The 16,719-nt window shown below is 73.0% G+C and carries 15 protein-coding genes; 6 read left to right on the top strand and 9 right to left on the bottom strand.

Annotated elements, in window-relative coordinates:
* The coding region (locus tag ACFWP2_RS07815; RefSeq protein WP_380449362.1) for an ATP-binding protein at window positions 1-1,569 on the bottom strand (1,569 nt) is incomplete at its 3' end.
* 310 nt (window positions 1,570-1,879) lie between these two features.
* On the opposite strand from ACFWP2_RS07815, the gene ACFWP2_RS07810 reads away from it, so the two are divergent.
* From ACFWP2_RS07810 to ACFWP2_RS07800, 3 genes are all read left to right on the top strand, one after another.
* Window positions 1,880-2,827, top strand: coding sequence for a terpene cyclase (locus tag ACFWP2_RS07810; protein WP_380449361.1), 948 nt, complete (start codon window positions 1,880-1,882; stop codon window positions 2,825-2,827).
* Window positions 2,828-3,223: 396 nt separating this feature from the next.
* On the top strand, window positions 3,224-4,747 hold the full coding sequence (locus ACFWP2_RS07805) for an aldehyde dehydrogenase family protein (protein WP_380449360.1): 1,524 nt from the start codon (window positions 3,224-3,226) through the stop codon (window positions 4,745-4,747).
* A 283-nt stretch (window positions 4,748-5,030) separates the two neighbouring features.
* Window positions 5,031-5,354 (top strand): nuclear transport factor 2 family protein, encoded by a 324-nt coding sequence (locus ACFWP2_RS07800; protein WP_380449359.1) that lies wholly within the window; start codon window positions 5,031-5,033, stop codon window positions 5,352-5,354.
* Window positions 5,355-5,423: 69 nt separating this feature from the next.
* On the opposite strand, the gene ACFWP2_RS07795 is transcribed toward ACFWP2_RS07800, so the two are convergent.
* Entirely contained in the window at window positions 5,424-6,647 is a 1,224-nt protein-coding gene (locus ACFWP2_RS07795; protein ID WP_380449358.1) for a serine hydrolase domain-containing protein, read from the bottom strand.
* Between the two features lie 111 nt (window positions 6,648-6,758).
* On the opposite strand from ACFWP2_RS07795, the gene ACFWP2_RS07790 reads away from it, so the two are divergent.
* The 3 genes from ACFWP2_RS07790 (at window position 6,759) to ACFWP2_RS07780 (ending at window position 10,273) form a co-directional block, all read left to right on the top strand.
* On the top strand, window positions 6,759-7,268 hold the full coding sequence (locus tag ACFWP2_RS07790) for an NUDIX hydrolase (RefSeq protein ID WP_380449357.1): 510 nt from the start codon (window positions 6,759-6,761) through the stop codon (window positions 7,266-7,268).
* A 97-nt stretch (window positions 7,269-7,365) separates the two neighbouring features.
* The gene (locus ACFWP2_RS07785; protein ID WP_380449356.1) at window positions 7,366-8,208 is read left to right on the top strand and encodes a TetR/AcrR family transcriptional regulator; all 843 of its coding nucleotides are present in this window, start codon (window positions 7,366-7,368) and stop codon (window positions 8,206-8,208) included.
* A gap of 139 nt (window positions 8,209-8,347) precedes the next feature.
* On the top strand, window positions 8,348-10,273 hold the full coding sequence (locus tag ACFWP2_RS07780; protein WP_380449355.1) for a hypothetical protein: 1,926 nt from the start codon (window positions 8,348-8,350) through the stop codon (window positions 10,271-10,273).
* 195 nt (window positions 10,274-10,468) lie between these two features.
* Here ACFWP2_RS07780 and ACFWP2_RS07775 read toward each other — a convergent pair whose 3' ends face one another.
* The 7 genes from ACFWP2_RS07775 to ACFWP2_RS07745 all read right to left on the bottom strand — a co-directional run bounded on the left by ACFWP2_RS07775 (window position 10,469) and on the right by ACFWP2_RS07745 (window position 16,719).
* The gene (locus ACFWP2_RS07775) at window positions 10,469-11,179 is read right to left on the bottom strand and encodes a spermidine synthase (protein WP_380449354.1); all 711 of its coding nucleotides are present in this window, start codon (window positions 11,177-11,179) and stop codon (window positions 10,469-10,471) included.
* Between the two features lie 142 nt (window positions 11,180-11,321).
* Window positions 11,322-12,449 (bottom strand): YeiH family protein, encoded by a 1,128-nt coding sequence (locus ACFWP2_RS07770; RefSeq protein ID WP_380449353.1) that lies wholly within the window; start codon window positions 12,447-12,449, stop codon window positions 11,322-11,324.
* A gap of 58 nt (window positions 12,450-12,507) precedes the next feature.
* Complete coding sequence (locus ACFWP2_RS07765; protein ID WP_380449352.1) at window positions 12,508-13,089, bottom strand: cysteine dioxygenase; 582 nt, start codon at window positions 13,087-13,089, stop codon at window positions 12,508-12,510.
* Window positions 13,090-13,172: 83 nt separating this feature from the next.
* A complete protein-coding gene (locus tag ACFWP2_RS07760; RefSeq protein ID WP_380449351.1) occupies window positions 13,173-14,078 on the bottom strand; it encodes a LysR family transcriptional regulator in 906 nt (301 codons plus the stop codon).
* 182 nt (window positions 14,079-14,260) lie between these two features.
* The gene (locus tag ACFWP2_RS07755) at window positions 14,261-15,130 is read right to left on the bottom strand and encodes an amino acid ABC transporter permease (protein WP_380449350.1); all 870 of its coding nucleotides are present in this window, start codon (window positions 15,128-15,130) and stop codon (window positions 14,261-14,263) included.
* Window positions 15,127-15,771 carry an amino acid ABC transporter permease gene (locus ACFWP2_RS07750; RefSeq protein ID WP_380449349.1) on the bottom strand — a complete coding sequence of 215 codons (645 nt, stop codon included), beginning with the start codon at window positions 15,769-15,771 and terminating at the stop codon, window positions 15,127-15,129. Before ACFWP2_RS07750 ends, ACFWP2_RS07755 begins: the two co-directional genes overlap by 4 nt.
* Before the next feature lie 12 nt (window positions 15,772-15,783).
* Window positions 15,784-16,719, bottom strand: coding sequence for a glutamate ABC transporter substrate-binding protein (locus tag ACFWP2_RS07745; RefSeq protein ID WP_380449348.1), 936 nt, complete (start codon window positions 16,717-16,719; stop codon window positions 15,784-15,786).

The raw sequence follows: 16,719 nt of genomic DNA, 5'->3' as shown, positions 1-16,719 counted from the left end.
GCCCTGGCCCAGCTCACCGGCGTGGGCGAGCACCTCGGAGAGCCGGAAGGTGGCGTCCACGCGCAGCGCGGGGCGCAGCGGGACCTCGTCGGGGTCGAGGGCGAGCTTGAGCTGGTTGACGGTGGCGACGGGGTCGGTGAGCAGTGCGGAGCACCCGAGTTCGTAGAGCACCTCGGCCTTGATCTCGTCGGCGGGCGGCTCGTTGAGCGCGCGGTGCAGACAGCGCTGGGCCGCCTCGGGGGCGCCGATCAGCTGGTGTTCGACGGCGGCGCGGCGCAGTTTCTTGACGATCCGGTCGTCGCCCTCGCCGGAGTGGGTCTCGACGAGGTGGCGGGAGGCGGCGAGCAGGCCGAGTCCGGCGTTCTCGATCTCGGCGGCGGCGATGCCGTGCATGCCGAGGCGGGTGGCGTCCGGCATGGTGTTGTAGATGGAGCTGGCGATCAGCGGGTGGACGAACTCCAGGTTCCCGTTGGGGGTCTGGGTCAGCACGCGCTGCTTGCGCAGCTGCTTGATGGAGTCGCGGGCGCCCTCGGTGCTCTGGGTGGAGATCCGGGTGGCGAGGTCGACCCGGATGTCGGTGCCCAGCATCGCGCAAGCCCAGGCGAAGCGCAGGGTGCTGGCACCGAGCCGGTCCAGCCAGCTCTTGAGCGTCATCCCGGCGGCGTCGACGGCGAGTTCGCGCAGCTGCCGGGAGTTCTCCTCGACCGGTTCGAGTTCCTGTTCGCGGACCTGGTCGAGCAGGGCGTTGGCCTCGAACGGGTTGCCGTTGACGACGTTCCAGAACTCGTAGCAGAAGGCGTCCTCGGCCTTGTCGCCGAGTTCGGCGCGGATCATGTCGGTGACGGAGCTGAGGGTGAGCCGGTTGAGCTCGTGCTTGCGGCCCTTGAGCGCGAGGACGTCCTTGAGGAAGTCCTGGGTCTCGATCGGCCAGTCGTTCTCGTCCTCACGGAAGGCGAAGACGAGCAGGACGGGAAGTTCACTCGATCGGATGGCGAACTTGGTCAGCCAGGAGAGTGACTCCCCGTCCGCCCAGTGCAGGTCGTCGACGATCATCACCATCGGTGCGCGGCGCGGTGCGAGCTGGGTGAGGACGTAGTCGAGGCCGTCGCGCACGCCCTGCGGGTCGAGGCGGCGGGCGCCGGCCTTGGGCTGCTTGAGGCCCATGGCCGGTCCGACGACCTCCTCCCAGGTGCCCATGACCTGGCGGAACACCTCGGGCTTCAGGTTGCTGAGCACGGGCTGGAGCAGTTGGCGCAGTACGTGGTACGGCTCCTTGAACTGCCGCTCGCCGCCTCGGGCGAACAGCACCGTGGCGCCGTCGCGGAGCTTGGCGAGCCGCCGGACCTCGTGCAGCAGACTGGTCTTGCCGATGCCGGGGCGGCCGGAGAAGGTGAGCAGGTCACCGATCTCGGTGCCGCCGGCGGCGAAGCCGCGGCAGAGCCGGTCGATGGCGGCCTCCACCGAGCGCAGTTCGGCGTCCCGGTCGCGCAACCGGACCCTGGGCGCGATGCCCTCGCCGTCATGGGCGGAACCAGCACCCGCCCGAAGTGCGTTCTCCTGCTCGGTCACCGTCGTGCCTCCGCCTCACCCGCTGCGTCACAGCTCCATCACTGCGTGGAGCCGAGGTTAGCGCCGCGCGGACCTCCCCGTGGGACATTCGTGCAGGCTGGGGCGGACGGTGAGGGTTTGGGGGACCCACCAGGGGCATTTGCCCTATATCCCTAACGTCCGATCATTGCATCAGATACCCTACGGCCTTCGAGGCAGCGGATGATCTTGCGAAGCCCACCCCCACCGTCCGCGCCCCGTCGCGCCAACTCCCCCCACCATCAGTGCTCGAACATAAAGCGCCCCCACCCTCCGCTGCACCGGGAGTCCGATGTCTGACGACACCTCACTTCAGATTCCGTTCCCGCACCGCCGCAGTCCGCACGGCGTCCGCGCCACCGCACTGCACAGGGACTGGCTGATCCGCCACCCGCTGCTGCCCGACGCCGATCACCCCGGCTACGCCCACTGGGAGGTGGTGGACCTCGCCGCACTCGGCTATCCGGACGCCGGCCCGGACGAACTCGCCCTGGCCGCCGACCTGATGGGCTTCTACTTCCTCTTCGACGACCAGTTCGACGGCCCGCTCGGCCGCCGCCCCGCCGAGGTGGCCCCGATCTGCGAACGGCTGATCGCCGTGCTGCACGGCGCCCGCCCCGACCAGGGCTCCGCGGTCGAAACCGCCTTCGCCGACCTGTGGGACCGCAGCGTGCGGGGCATGCCGGCCCGCTGGCAGGCCCGCGCCGCCTACAACTGGGAGTACTACCTGGCCAGTCACCCCGCCGAGGCGGCCGGCCGGATCTCCACCCGGCCGCCGGACCGGGCCGGCTACCTGGAGCTCCGACGGGGCACCGCGGCGATGGAGACGATCTTCGACATGGTCGAACGCCTGGGCCAGTTCGAGGTCCCGGCCGCCGTGCTGCACCACCCGGTGCTGCGCCAACTCCGCCAGCTGGCCGCCGACATACCGTCCCTCAGCAACGACGTGCACTCCTACCCGCTGGAGGCGCCGCGCGGGGACGTGAACAACCTGGTCATGATCGTCCAGCGGGAGCGGCAGTGCACGGCCGAGGAGGCCTGCGCGGCGGTCATCGCCGAGGCCCAGCTGATGGTCGACCGCTGCGCCGAACTGCACGCCCGACTGCCGGACGTCCACCGCGAGTTGGGGCTCTCCCGGATCGAGCGAACGATCGCCCAGCGGTACGCGGACGGGCTGCTCACCTGGCTGGCCGGCTACCTCCGCTGGGAGGCCCGCACCGGTCGGTACCACGCGGTCTGACCGGCACGCGCCCGGAACCGTCCGACGGGCGTGCGGCGGCGCGCGGCAGCGGGTCGCGGGGGTGCGGCCGAAACGCGCGCCCCCACGGAGATCCGGTTCGGGATGCCCGCGGCGATCCGGCGCCAGGCTCCCGCGGAGATCCGGTTCGGGGGCATCCGGCGGCCGCACCCCGGGGAACGAGGACACACCCTCCGTACCGGACGGGCGTACGGACCGTAGCCGCGCCGGGCGCCCGGCGGTTATCGTGCTCGGCGGCGGGCGCCCCGGCGGGGCGCCGGTCCGATGGCGTGTCCGACCCCTCCCGCCGGACCGACCCGTGACCGGGCGGCCCGGCGCGCCGCCGCCCACGGCCGAGCCGTACCGGACGGCCCCCGACACAGCGAGGAGACACCGAGCATGACGGTCTACCAGCCCCCCGGAACTCCCGGCAGCATCGTCGACTACCGTTCCCGGTACGAGCACTGGATCGGCGGCGAATGGACGCCGCCGGTGCGCGGCGAGTACTTCGGCAACCCGACCCCGGTCACCGGCGAGGTGTTCACCGAGGTCGCCCGCGGCACCGCCGAGGACATCGAGGCCGCCCTGGACGCGGCCCACGCCGCCGCCCCCTCCTGGGGCCGCACCTCGGCCGCCGAGCGGGCGCAGGTCCTGCAGCGGATCGCCGACCGGATCGAGGCCAACCTGGAGCGGCTGGCCGTCGCCGAGAGCTGGGAGAACGGCAAGCCGGTGCGCGAGACGCTGGCCGCCGACCTCCCGCTCGCGGTCGACCACCTGCGCTACTTCGCCGGCGCGCTGCGCGCCCAGGAGGGCAGCCTCTCCCAGCTGGACGAGGACACGGTGGCGTACCACTTCCACGAGCCGCTGGGCGTGGTCGGCCAGATCATCCCGTGGAACTTCCCGATCCTGATGGCGATCTGGAAGCTCGCCCCGGCGCTGGCCGCCGGCAACGCGGTGGTGCTCAAGCCCGCCGAGCAGACGCCGGCCTCGGTGCTGCTGCTCGCCGAGCTGACCGCCGACCTGCTGCCGCCCGGCGTGCTCAACATCGTCACCGGCTTCGGCGAGGAGGCCGGCGCCCCGCTCGCCGCCAGTAACCGGATCCGCAAGCTCGCCTTCACCGGCGAGACCACCACCGGCCGGCTGATCGCCCGTTCGGCGGCCGACAACCTGATCCCGGTCACGCTGGAGCTCGGCGGCAAGAGCCCCAACGTGTTCTTCGCGGACGTCGCCGCCGAATCGGACGCCTTCTACGACAAGGCCGTCGAGGGCTTCGCGATGTTCGCCCTCAACCAGGGCGAGGTCTGCACCTGCCCGAGCCGCGCGCTGATCGACTCCGCGATCTACGAGCGGCTGCTCGCCGACGGCCTGGAGCGGGTGCGGGCGATGCGCCAGGGCAACCCGTTGGACACCGAGACCCAGGTCGGCGCCCAGGCCAGCGTCGAGCAGCTGAAGAAGATCCTCTCCTACTTCGAGATCGGCCGGGACGAGGGCGCCAACGTCCTGGTGGGCGGCGAGCGGGCCGACCTCGGCGGCGCGCTGGCCGGCGGGTACTACGTGACGCCGACCGTCTTCGAGGGCGACAACTCGATGCGGGTCTTCCAGGAGGAGATCTTCGGCCCGGTGGTCTCGGTGACCCGCTTCAACGGCTTCGACCAGGCCGTCGCCCTCGCCAACGACACCCAGTACGGGCTCGGCGCGGGCGTCTGGACCCGCAGCCTCAACACCGCCCACCGGGCCGGGCGCGCCATCCAGGCGGGCCGGGTCTGGACGAACTGCTACCACGCCTACCCGGCCCACGCCGCCTTCGGCGGCTACAAGAACTCGGGCATCGGGCGGGAGAACCACAAGGCGCTGCTGGAGCACTACCAGCAGACCAAGAACCTGCTGGTCAGCTACTCCCCCGACGCGGTCGGCTTCTTCTAGGCCCGGCAGGCCCGGCTGGCTCGAAGAGTCCGGCCCGGCAGGTCCGGCAGGCCGGGTGGATCCGGGAAGAGCCGCTCGGACCGGAAAGCGGAGCGGGAGGCCCATCGGGGCCTCCCGCTCCCTCGCCACTCCCCGTGGCGGGCTCCGCGGCAAATCGCCTGTTCCGGGGATCAAAGCACATGAATGTCGCCAATTCACCGACGCGCCGCCGACATGCCCGGACGACCCGCGCGAAAGCCGTAGACAGGACTCCCCGACCCTCACCCTCATCCGGGAGTCCCGCGTGACCATCGCCCCCACGAAACTCAGCGACCCCGCCGTCCGCGCCTTCGTCACCGCGGTCAACGCGGGCGACCGCGAGGCCTTCTTCGCCCTGCTGGCCCCGGACGCGACCATGTCCGACGACGGCTCGGAACGCGAGCTCGCGGACTGGGTCGACCGGGAGATCTTCGGCCCGAACGGCCGGATGGCCGTCCAGACCGAGTCGAACGGCGGCCATGCGCTGGTCGCCGAGTTCACCAACGAGACCTGGGGCACCATGCGCACCGCCTGGCGCTTCACCGTCGACGGCGGGAAGATCCACCGCTTCGAGACCGGCCAGGCCTGAGGCCCCCGCCGGCCGGGCGCAGGGCCACCGCCGGCCGGGCGTCAGGCGTGCGGCCGCCGCCGGCCGGGGCTACCGGTCCAGCCCCAGGCACCCCCGCACCGCGCGGATCAGGTTCCGCGAGCGGATGTCCCCGGTGACGCCCGGCTGCATGCCGTTGGTGACGTAGCCGAAGCCCAGCCCCAGGTCGGGGTCGGCGAAGCCGAGCGAACCGCCCCGACCCGGGTGGCCGAAGCTCGCCGGGGAGGCCATCGGCGCGGTCGGGCCGTGCCGCCAGAAGCCCAGGCCGAAGGTGGAGTTGACGATCAGCACCCGGTCCGGCCCACTCGCCACCGGCCCGACCGCGCGCTCCAGCACCTCGGGGCCGAGCAGCGGCGGCAGCAGCGCGCCGGAGCCGTCCGGGCGGTCGGCCGCACCGATCAGTGCCGCGTAGAACCGGGCCAGCGACCGGGCGGTGCCGATGCCGCCGGCGCCGGGGATCTCGGCGGCCTGCACCGCCGGGTCGTTGAGGTCCACCCCGGGGCGGACCGAGGCGAAGGAGCGGGCGGTCAGCGAGGCCGGGTCCTGGTAGGCGTCCCGGACGGACTGCTTGGGCCGCACCCGCAGCCCGTTCGGACCGGTCCGGGCCGCCTCCGGGGCCGGGAGGTCGACCAGCTTGCCGACCCGGGGCGCGGCACCGGCCGGCAGCCCGATCCACAGGTCCAGCCCGAGCGGCCGGGCGACCTCCTCCGCGAAGTACTGGCCTATCGTCCGGCCGCTGACCCGGCGCACCACCTCGCCGACCAGCCAGCCGAAGGTGTACGGGTGGTAGCCGTGCGCGGTACCGGGCTCCCAGGCGGGCGCCTGCGCGGCGACGGCGGCGGCCGCGCGCTCCCAGGTGAGCACGTCCTCCAGCCGCAGCGGCACGTCCAGCGCGGGCACTCCCGCCTGGTGCGAGAGCAGCCAGCTCACCGGTGTCCGGCCCTTGCCGGCCGCCGCGAACTCCGGCCAGTACGAGGCCGCCGGGGCGTCCAGGTCGAGCAGGCCGCGTTCGGCCAGGAGCAGCGCGGTGGTCGCGGTCAGGCCCTTGGTGACGGAGCGCAGCACCTGCGCGGTGTCCGCCGTCCACGGCACCGCGGGCGCCGGCCGGCCGCCGATCTCGGGCCGGGCGTCGCCGCCCCACAGGTCGACCACCTTGCGGCCGCGCACGTACAGCGCGAAGGCCGCGCCGAGCTCGCCGTAGTCGGCGAAGTTCCGCGCGAAGGCCGCCCGTACGGGCTCGAACCCCTCGGCCGTCTCGCCCCAGATCTCCACCACTGCGCGCCGCCCTCGACCAGTTCCGTTGCTTCTCGTGCCACTCGCGTTCGCTCTCGATCTCCTTCGATCGAATCCGTTCGAACCGAGCCCCGAAACCCTAACCTGTCCTCCATGACCAACCCTGCCGAGGAACTGCTGGACATCGTCGACGAGCACGACCGCGTGATCGGGACCGCCCTGCGCGGCGAGGTGTACCGGCGCGGGCTCACCCACCGCTGCGTCTTCATCCTGGTCCGCGACCCGGCCGGGCGGATCTTCGTCCACCGCCGCACCGACACCAAGCTGTTCGCCCCCGGCGCGTACGACATGTTCGTCGGCGGCGTGGTCGGCTCCGGCGAGACCTACGCCGAGGCCGCCGTCCGCGAGGCCGAGGAGGAACTCGGCGTCCACGGCATCACCCCGCGGCCCCTGTTCAAGTTCCTCTTCGAGCAGGACCGGCTCTCCTGGTGGTGCGACATGTACGAGGCCGAGTGGGACGGCCCGGTCTCCCCCCAGGAGTCCGAGGTCGCCTGGCACGCCTGGCTCACCCCCGCCGAGCTCGCCGACCGCCTCGCCCACGACTCCTTCGTCCCCGACGGCCGCGACGCCTACCGCCGCTACCTGGACCTCCGGTCCGCGTAGCGCCGCCACGGCCTCGGCTCCGGGGCCGCTCCGCGGGCGGCACCGCAGCAAGCCCCCGTATCCACCGGAGGGCCATCGACGAACTAGGGTGGCGCGCATGGCCTCCCGTACGCCGTCGCCGACGGCCGACCGCGCAGCACGGACCTCCGCATCCACCCGGGCGGCGGGCGAGCGGCCGCGCCGGCGGCTGAGCGTGGACGAGCGGCGGGAGCAGCTGATCGCCGTGGCGCTGGAGCTGTTCAGCCGGCGGCCGCCGGAGGAGGTGTCGATCGACGACATCGCCGCCGCCGCGGGCGCCTCCCGGCCCCTGGTGTACCACTACTTCCCCGGCAAGCAGGCGCTGTACGAGGAGTCGCTGCGGCGGGCCGGGCAGGAGCTGTCGGCCCGCTTCGAGGAGCCCATGGACGGGCCGCTGTCGGAGCGGCTGCACCGGGTGATGGGCCGCTACCTGGACTTCGTGCAGAGCCACGGGCCCGGCTTCGCCGCACTGCTGCGCGGCGGCTCGGTGGCGGCCAGCGCGGGCACCTCGGCGGTGATCGACGAGGTGCGCCGGGCCGCGCAGGAGCAGATCCTGGCCCATCTGGCGCTCCCCGAGCCGAGCGCCGGACTGCGGCTGACCGTCCGGGCCTGGATCGCCAACGCCGAGATCACCTCGCTGGAGTGGCTGACCGAACGCTCGGTGCCACTGGAGGAGCTCCAGCTGCACCTGGTGCAGGAGTTCGTCGCGTCGCTCACCCTCACCGCCGCCCGTGAGCCGGCCCTCGCCGCCCGACTGGCCGCCTTCTTCGCCGACGAGCGTCCGGACGGCCCGACCGGCCGCCTGGTGCGGGACCTCGCGGGGCTGTTCGCCGTGCCGGGAATCGTCGAGGCGGGCACGGCACTCGCCTCCGGCGCCCCTGCGGACGGGTCGGCGCAGGCCACCGGCGCCGCCTCCGAGTGATCATCGGGTCATCCTGCGGTTCGGTCAGGACAGTGGGCTCTGATAGGAATGAGCAGGGATCTGACGGCACGCCGCCGCGGCGGGCCCGGTCCCACCCGAACCACCGACGGCAGACGGAGCAGAGCGGGGGGCTCACCAGGTGACCCAGGACGTCCAGTTCAGCGTGGAGGCCAATCCCTTCGCGGCGGCGGAGCAGGTCTGCGCGACCCTCGGCACCCTCACCGACGCCCTCTTCGACGCGCACACCTCGCGCCATCCGGCGGCCTCGCTGAGCGCCCTGCGGACGGCCGAACACCCCGCCGCCGAAACGCTGTTCGGCCTGCCGCTGGCCCCCAACGGCCCGGTGCACACCGCCCTCGACCGGCTCGGCACGGTGACCACCGCCGGCACCGCCCGTCCGGGCACCGGCGCACGGCTCACCGACCGGGTGGTCGCCGCGCTCCAGGCCCGGTACGGCGGCGGCGCGGTACGAGGTGCCATCGCCGACCGGGGCACCACCTCGGCCGCGCTGTTCCAGCTCCCGGTCACCGGCGAGTTCGCCGACGCCAAGCTGCGCCCGCCGTTCGCCCCCGCGCTGGCCGCGCTGGCCTCCGGTCAGCAGACCCGGCGGCCGGTCGAACTGCCCACCGGCGCGGGCGCGGAGGTCCGGCTGGTCGTGCCGCCCGGCTTCCACGCGCTGACCTCCCCGGGTGGTCCGCCCGGCGTCTCCGCCCGTGCGGTGCCCCCGCTGCCGGCTCTGCCCGACGGCACGGGGACCGACGGCACGCAGCGGACCGGCGGCACGGGGACCGGCGGCACGCACCGGACCGACGGCGCGGACCCGGCCACCGTGGCGGCCGCCCACGAACTGGCCCGGCACCTGGCGGAGGTTTCCGAGGAACTGTTCAGCGCCACCGGCCCGGAGCCGCGGCGCGACTTCGCGGTGATCTCCGCCACCCTGGCCGACCTGATCCGCGATGCGGGCGTCGTGTACGCCGGCGTCTGCGCCCTGGAGCTGGACGACCACACCTCGGACGCCGCCCTCGTCGTCTCGCTCGCCCGGCACCCGCTGCCGATCACCGCGCTCGCCACCGAACTGGCCACCGTCCGGCGGCACGCCGAGGTGTGGACCGTCCTGCTGCCGGCCGGTCCGGCCGCCGTCCTGGTCGAGGGCCGGACCGCCCCGGTGCCCGGACCGCTGGCCGCCGACGGACAGCGGCGCTGGGTGGTCACCTCGGCCGTCCAGGCCTTCGTACCGCTGCCGGACGGCGGGACGGTGCTGTGCGTCCAGCTGTCCACGGCGCGACCGGAGGACTGGGAGCTGTACACCGAGGCGTTCGCGGAGCTGCTGAAGAGCGTCCAGTTCGGCTGGGACGGCGTGCCGACCGCGGTGGGCAGCGTTCCGGTCCAGGCACCGGCTCCGGCGCAGACCTCTGCTCCGGCTCAAGTTCCCGCTGTTCCCGCTGTTCCCGCTGCCGCCGCGGCTCCGACCGCCGAGCAGAACGCGGAGGAGAAGCCGGTGCACCTGCGCGGCACCCCGGTACGGGTACCGCCCGCGGACTTCAACCCCTTCGCACCGGTCGCCGAGGTCCCCGCCGCCGGTGGGGGCGACGCGGCGCCGGACACCGGGGACGGACCGAAGGGCACCCCGGTGATGGTCCCACCGCCGGACTTCAACCCGTTCTCCATGGAGGGCATCCCGGACGCGCCGGGCGAGGTGCCCGCGACGCGGCCCGCCGGAGCCGCTCCGGTCGCCGACCCGTTCGGCACCACGGTCGCGGCCGAGGAGAAGGCCGACCCGTTCGGCACCACCCTTCCCACGCAGGGCCCTGCCGTCCCGCCGCCGCCCTCGACCCCACCCGTCATCCCGGCCCAGGCCCCGCCCGTCGCGGTGGAAGCGGCGGCACAGGGTTCGGAGGAGCGCGGGGACGCGGAGGAACCCGCTCCGGGCAAGGGCACGCCGGTGATGGTTCCGCCGCCGGACTTCAACCCGTTCTCCATGGAGGGCATCCCGGCCCTGCCGACGGACGACCCGGAGCCGGCGGCCGAGGTCGAGCCCGAGCCCGGAAGCCGACCGTTCGGCTGAGCCGGTGCGCGCCGCGGGCGAACAGATGACGGCCGACGGATTTCAGCTAACAGATTTCAGATTTCGTTCGCTGAAATCTGTTAGCTGTTACCTGCTACCTGTCGGCCGTCATCTGCTCGCCCGCTCCCGGCGGAGGCCGGCCGACCACGGATGCCGCCGGTGGACCCGCCCGACCCGCCCGACCGGGTTCGGCCCTCAGCCCGCCCGCCGGGCCAGGTGCACCACGTCCGGCACCCCGCGGGCCACCGGGACCTCGTGGGTCACCACGTCCGAGAACCCCACCGCCCGCAGCGCGTCCTCGAAGGCCGCCGAGGGCTGCGCACTCCACACCGCCAGCACCCCACCCGGCCGCAACCGGTGCCACAGCACCGCGAGCCCGTCCGCGCCGTACAGCCCGTCGTTGGACTCGGTGACCGTCCAGTCCGGCCCGTTGTCGATGTCGAGGCAGAGCGCGTCGTAGCGCTCGCCGTCCGCCGCCGCGAGGTACTCCAGCAGGTCGGTGTGGAGCACGTCGACCCGCTCGTCGTCCAGCGCACCGCCCGAGAAGGCGCCGAGCGGGCCGGTCCGGTGCCAGTCGATGATCGCGGACTCCCGCTCGACGACGGCGATCCGCCCCCAGCGCGGCTCGGCCGCCGCGTACGCCAGCGAGAAGCCGACCCCGAGGCCCCCGATCAGCACCGACGGGCGCTCGACCGGGTCTCCGGTACGGTCCAGCTCGTCCAGCGCCGCCTGGATCAGCAGCCGCTCCGAGCGCCCGTCGGCGGTGTCCATCAGGAAGCAGCCGTTGGCGATGATCTCGAAGTCCCCACCGCGTTGCCGGAGCACCACCTCGCCGTACGGGCCCTCCCGCCGGTCGAGCGTGACGACGGCCTCGTAGCCGTCGCGTTCGGGCAGTGCGGTGGTCATCCATCCTCCTTGACGGACTCCGGCGAACTCCGGCGGACACCGGCGGAATCCGGTGAACTCGGGCGAACTCGGCTACGCGGCCGCCCTGGTACGGGCGGAGCGGGCTCCCGCCCGACAATAGCCGAGTCCGCACCCGGGTCCGTCAGGTCGTGACCAGCACCCCCGCGTACGAGACGCCCGCGACGACCACCCAGGATCCGAGCCCGAGCAGGGCGATCCGCCCGCCGGTGCGGGCCATGGTCGGCAGGTGCACCGCGCTGCCGAGGCCGAACAACGCGGCGGCCAGCAGCAGTTCCTGGGCGTCCGCGGCCAGGCCGAGCGCCCGCTCGGGCAGCACCCCGGTGGTCCGCAGGACGATCATGGCGAGGAAGCCCGCCACGAACAGCGGCACGATCGGCGGACGGCTGCCGGTCTTCACCGACTTCTCACCCGGCTCCTCCGCCGCCTCTCCCGCCGCCGAAGCCTCCGTTGAAGCCCCCGCCGAACTCCCCACCGGACTTCCCACCGAGGCCCCTACCGAGGCCCCCGCCGGTACCTTCACCGAAGCAGCAGCCCGCGCCGCCCGCAGGTTCCGCCGCACCATGACGGCCACCCCCGCGACCAGCGGCGCCAGCAGCACCACGCGCATCAGCTTGACCAGCACCGCCTCCCGCAGCGCCCCGGCCCCGCCGGTCTGCGCGGTGGCGACCACCTGCCCGACGTCGTGCACGCTCGCCCCGACCCAGCGCCCGAACTCCAGCTCGCCGAGCCCGAGCGGATGCTGGAGCAGCGGCAGCACGGCGATCGCCAGCGTCCCGCACAGGGTGACCAGCGCCACCGAGGCCGCGACGTCCTCCTCCTCGCTGCCCGCCGCCTGGCTGACCGCGCCGATCGCCGAGGCCCCGCAGATCGAGTACCCGGTGGCGACCAGCAGCGGCTGGTCGCCGGGCAGGCCGAGCCGCCGGCCCAGCCAGAGCGTGCCCGCGAAGGTGGCCGCGACCACGGCGAGCACCATGGCGACGGTGGCCCAGCCGAGGCCGAGCACGTCCTCCAGGCTGAGCTTGAGCCCGAGCAGCACGATCCCGAGCCGCATCAGCCGCTTCCCGGCCGTGGACAGCCCCGGCCGGGCGATCCCGCGGACCACCGGGCGCAGCCCCGGCAGGTGGGCCGCCACCATGCCGAGGACGACGGCGGCGGTGAGTTTCGGCACGGCCGGCACCAGCGCGTGGACGCCCAGCGCGGCGGCCACCCCGAGGGCGGCGAGCAGCAGTCCGGGGGCGTCCCCGCGCATCGGGGGCAGGGAGCGGGTTCGGGCAGTACGGTGCCGGAGGGTCAGTGACACGCCGTGCTCACTGCTGCCCGTCGGCGGGCAGCCGGTAGACCCGCCGGATGCTGGTGCCGAGCCGCGAGACGTCCGCGCCGTAGACGTGGATGGAGATCGCCGTGCTGCTACAGGAGTTGCGCACGAGGTGGATGTCGCCGGGCGGGGCGAAGGCGGCCACGGTGCCGGCCGGGCCGGCCACGTGCTCGGTCTCGACCAGCCGCGCGGTCGGGCCGTCGGAGACCAGCCGGTAGCGGGTCTCGCTCTCCTGGCCCTGGTGGACGCCGGCCACGCACCAGGAGACGTGGTCGTGGATCGGGGTCTGCTGCCCGGGCAGCCAGACCAGGGCGACGACGGAGAAGCTGCCGTCCTCCTCGGCGTGCAGGACGTGCTGGCGGTAGCGCTGCGGGTCGCCCTCGCGGTGGACGGGGGCGAGCAGCGCGCCGGGACCGTCCGCGTCGGCGTGCAGGTGCGGGGCGAGGCGTTCGCCGACCAGGTAGGCGGTGAGCTCCGGCGGGAGACCGCGGTCCACGATGGCGCGGATCTCACTGATCAGCGCGGTCATCCGCTCGGTGAGTCGGTCGCTGCCGACCGTGGCTGAGGGTGTCATCCCAGCAGGTTCACCCCGGACGACCTATCACGTCCAAGGAGGATTCCTAAGCGACCTCCCCATCAACGCTTATAGGTCGGCGCTCAGCACCCGACCCGGCTCGCCGCCGCCTGCCGCAGGTGGTCCAGCACCAGCGCGGTGGCCGGGATCCGGCGGTGCTCGCGCAGCACGTACGCGCTCACCTGCCGCCGCAGGTGCGGTTCGGCGGCCCTCCCGGTGACCTTGCGGTGGCACATGAAGGAGAGCACCAGCGCCGGCATCAGCGCGATCCCGACCCCGGCGGCGACGAGCGACTGCACCGCGAGGTTGTCGTCGGTGGAGAACACGATGTCCGGTGCGAAGCCCTCCTCCGCGCAGACGTGCAGCAGGTTGGCCCGGCAGCGCGGACAGCCTGCGATCCAGCGTTCGCCGCCGAGGTCGGCCAGCCGTACGGCGTGCCGGCGGCCGAGCGGGTGCCCGACCGGCAGCAGCACCGTGAGCAGGTCCTCCATCAGCGGGATCTCGTCCAGGCCCTCCGGCACCTCGGTGGCCCCACCGGGGTAGCGGAAGGCCAGCGCGATGTCGCACTCCCCGCGCAGCAGCCGCTGGACGGAGTCCGGCGGCTCGGCCTCCAGCAGCTCGACCCGCACGCCGGGGTGTTCGGCCAGCAGGCGGGCCATCGCCTCGGGTATCAGGGTGGCGTTGGCGCTGGGGAAGGCGCAGACCCGGACCCGCCCGGCGCGCAGCCGGGCGAGCGCGGCGAGCTGCTGCTGGGCGGCGGACATGCTGCCGAGGATCAGCTCGGCGTGCCGGGAGAGCGCCTCGCCGGCCTCGGTGAGGCGCAGTCCGCGGCCGGCCCGGGTGAAGAGCGGAACGCCGACGGTGCGTTCCAGTGCCTTCATCTGCTGGGTGATGGCGGGCTGGGTGTAGCCGAGCTCGCGGGCGGCGGCCGAGTAGGAACCGGCCCGGACGACCTCGTGGAACGTCCTGATGTGCCGCGAATCGAACACCGGCTCCACGGTCCCTCCCGCCCATCCACTCTCGACAGCCCAGCTCCGGCCGCGCTCCGGCCGTGCCCGGCCCGCGCCGACCCGCTCGGCCGCGCCCCGGGCACCCGAGAATCATAAGAGGAATTTGGAGGTACCGACCCCGACCCCACCCGTACCTTTGAGTCAGCCCCGAACCGGCCGGCTCACTGCTGCGCCGACGGCGGCAGCCCCATCGCCACCCCGGCCTTGACCACCGGCGCCCCGCCGCGCGCGCTCGGGCTGCGCCGGCTGCGCCGCTCCACGAAGCGGGCGAGCCAGGAGAGCAGCAGGCACATGCCGATGTAGACCGGTGCGATCACCATCACCACCGGGATGAACGGCAGGTCGTAGTCCAGGTTGGTGGCGATCAGCTTGCCCGCGTGCAGGAACTCCTCGTAGGTGATCAGGAAGCCCAGCGAGGTGTCCTTGAGCGCGACCACCAGCTGGCTGATGATGGCCGGCAGCATCGCCCGGTTGGCCTGCGGCACCAGGACGTACGACATCACCTGGGTCTTGCGCATGCCCAGCGCGTACGCCGCCTCCCGCTGCCCCTTGGGCACCGCGAGCACGCCGGCCCGGAACACCTCGGCGAGCACCGAGCCGTTGTAGAGCACCAGGCCGGCGACCAGCGCCCAGAGCGGCTGCGCCTTGAGCGCGACGAAGACGAAGAAGATCATCACCAGCACCGGCATGGCCCGGAAGAACTCCACCACCAGCGTCGCGAACCAGCGCACCACCCGGTGGTCGGAGAGCCGCCCGGCGGCGAACAGCGCGCCGAAGGGCAGCGCGAACAGCACCGTCCAGCCGAAGGCCTTGAGGGTGTTGCCGAGCCCGCGCAGCAGCAGCTCCTGCACGCCCCGGTACTCGAAGGCCATCCACTTCTCGTACGTGAACTGGTCGGTGTGGAACAGCATGTAGATCACCCAGCCGATCAGCGCCGCGATCAGCAGCAGCGCGATCCCGCCGTACAGCCGGTGCCGGGCGAGTGCCTTGGGGCCGGGGATGTCGTACAGCGCCGAGGCTTCAACGGTCATCGGGACACCGCCACTCGTCGTTCCAGCAGGTTGAAGACGGCGCTGATGGCCAGGGTGATGATCAGGTATCCGACGGCGATCCAGACGAAGGTCCAGATGATGCTGTAACCCAGTTCGTTGATGGTCCGGTAGGTGCCCAGCAGTTCGGTGACGCTGAACGAGCCGGCGATGGCCGTGTTCTTCGCCAGCGCGATCATCACACTGCCGAGCGGTGCCACCACCGAGCGGTACGCCTGCGGCAGCACCACCAGGCTCATCGTCTGCCCGAAGCTCATGCCGAGGCTGCGGGCCGCCTCGCCCTGCCCGGTCGGCACCGTGTTGATGCCCGCGCGCATCGACTCGCAGACGAAGGCCGAGGTGTAGCAGCCCAGCGCGAGCACCGCGAAGGTGTAGAAGGGCAGGGTGATGTCGAACCGGGGCAGGCCCAGCACCACGATGAAGAACAGCAGGGTCAGCGGCGTGTTGCGCAGCAGCGTCACCCACACCGTCCCGAACACCCGCAGCGGTTTGACCGGCGAGACCCGGAAACCCGCGATCAGCACGCCCAGCACCAGCGACAGCACGGCGCTCACCGCGAACAGCGAGAGCGTGCCGAGGAACCCCTCCCAGTAGGTCGACCAGTTGTCGATCAGCGTTTTCACGGCGCGGCCCTCTCAGTACCGGACGATCTGCGGCGGGGTCGGCGCGGGCTCCCCGGAGAGGCCGAGGGTCGCCTCGAAGGCCCTCTGCCAGTCGCCGTTCTGCATGTGGTGCTCCAACGCGTCGTTGATCGCGCCGCGCAGCACGGTGTCGTTCTTCGGCACCCCGACCCCGTAGGGCTCGGTCGAGAAGAGCGGGCCGACCACCTTGAGCTCGTCCGGCACCTTGGCCGCGTACCCGAGCAGGATCGCGTTGTCCGTGGTCACCGCGTCGACCTGGTTGGTGATCAGGTTGTCCACGCAGGCCGAGTAGGTGTCGTAGCCGATCAGCTTGGCCTTCGGGTACTGCGACTGGATGCGCTGGTACGGCGTCGAGCCGGCCGCCGAGCAGACCTTCTTGCCGTCCAGGTCCTCCGGGCCGTGGATGGTGTCGTTGTTCTTGCGCACCAGCAGCGACTGCCCGGCGATGAAGTACGGGCCGGCGAAGCCGACCAGCTTCTTCCGGTTGTCGTTGATGGTGTAGGTGCCGACGTAGTAGTCCACCTGGCCGTTCTGCAGGGCGGTCTCGCGGTTGGCCGAGGCGATGGTCTTGAACTGGATCCGGTCCGGCGGGAAGCCGAGCGAGGCGCCGACCATCTTGGCGATCTCGATGTCGAAGCCGGAGTACTCGCCGGTGGCCGGGTTCTTCTGGCCCAGGTACGGCTGGTCCTCCTTGGCACCGACCACCAGGTGGCCCCGGCTGCGGGCGGCGTCCAGGGTCGGCGAGCCGGTGATCGCGGAGGCGTCCTGCACCTGGTACGTGGGCAGGGCACTGGGCTGCGGGCCCTTGGGCGGCGGGGTCCCGGGCTTGCCGCAGCCGGCCGCCAGCGCGGCGAGCAGCAGGGCGACGGCGAGCGCGCGCTTGCCCGCCCGCGCGGCGGGCACCCGCTCTCCCGCCCGCGCGGTGGGCAC

The organism is Kitasatospora sp. NPDC058444, assembly GCF_042721415.1.
In the GTDB taxonomy this organism is placed as follows: Bacteria; Actinomycetota; Actinomycetes; order Streptomycetales; family Streptomycetaceae; genus Kitasatospora.
This window is presented reverse-complemented; position numbering and strand designations above follow the sequence as displayed.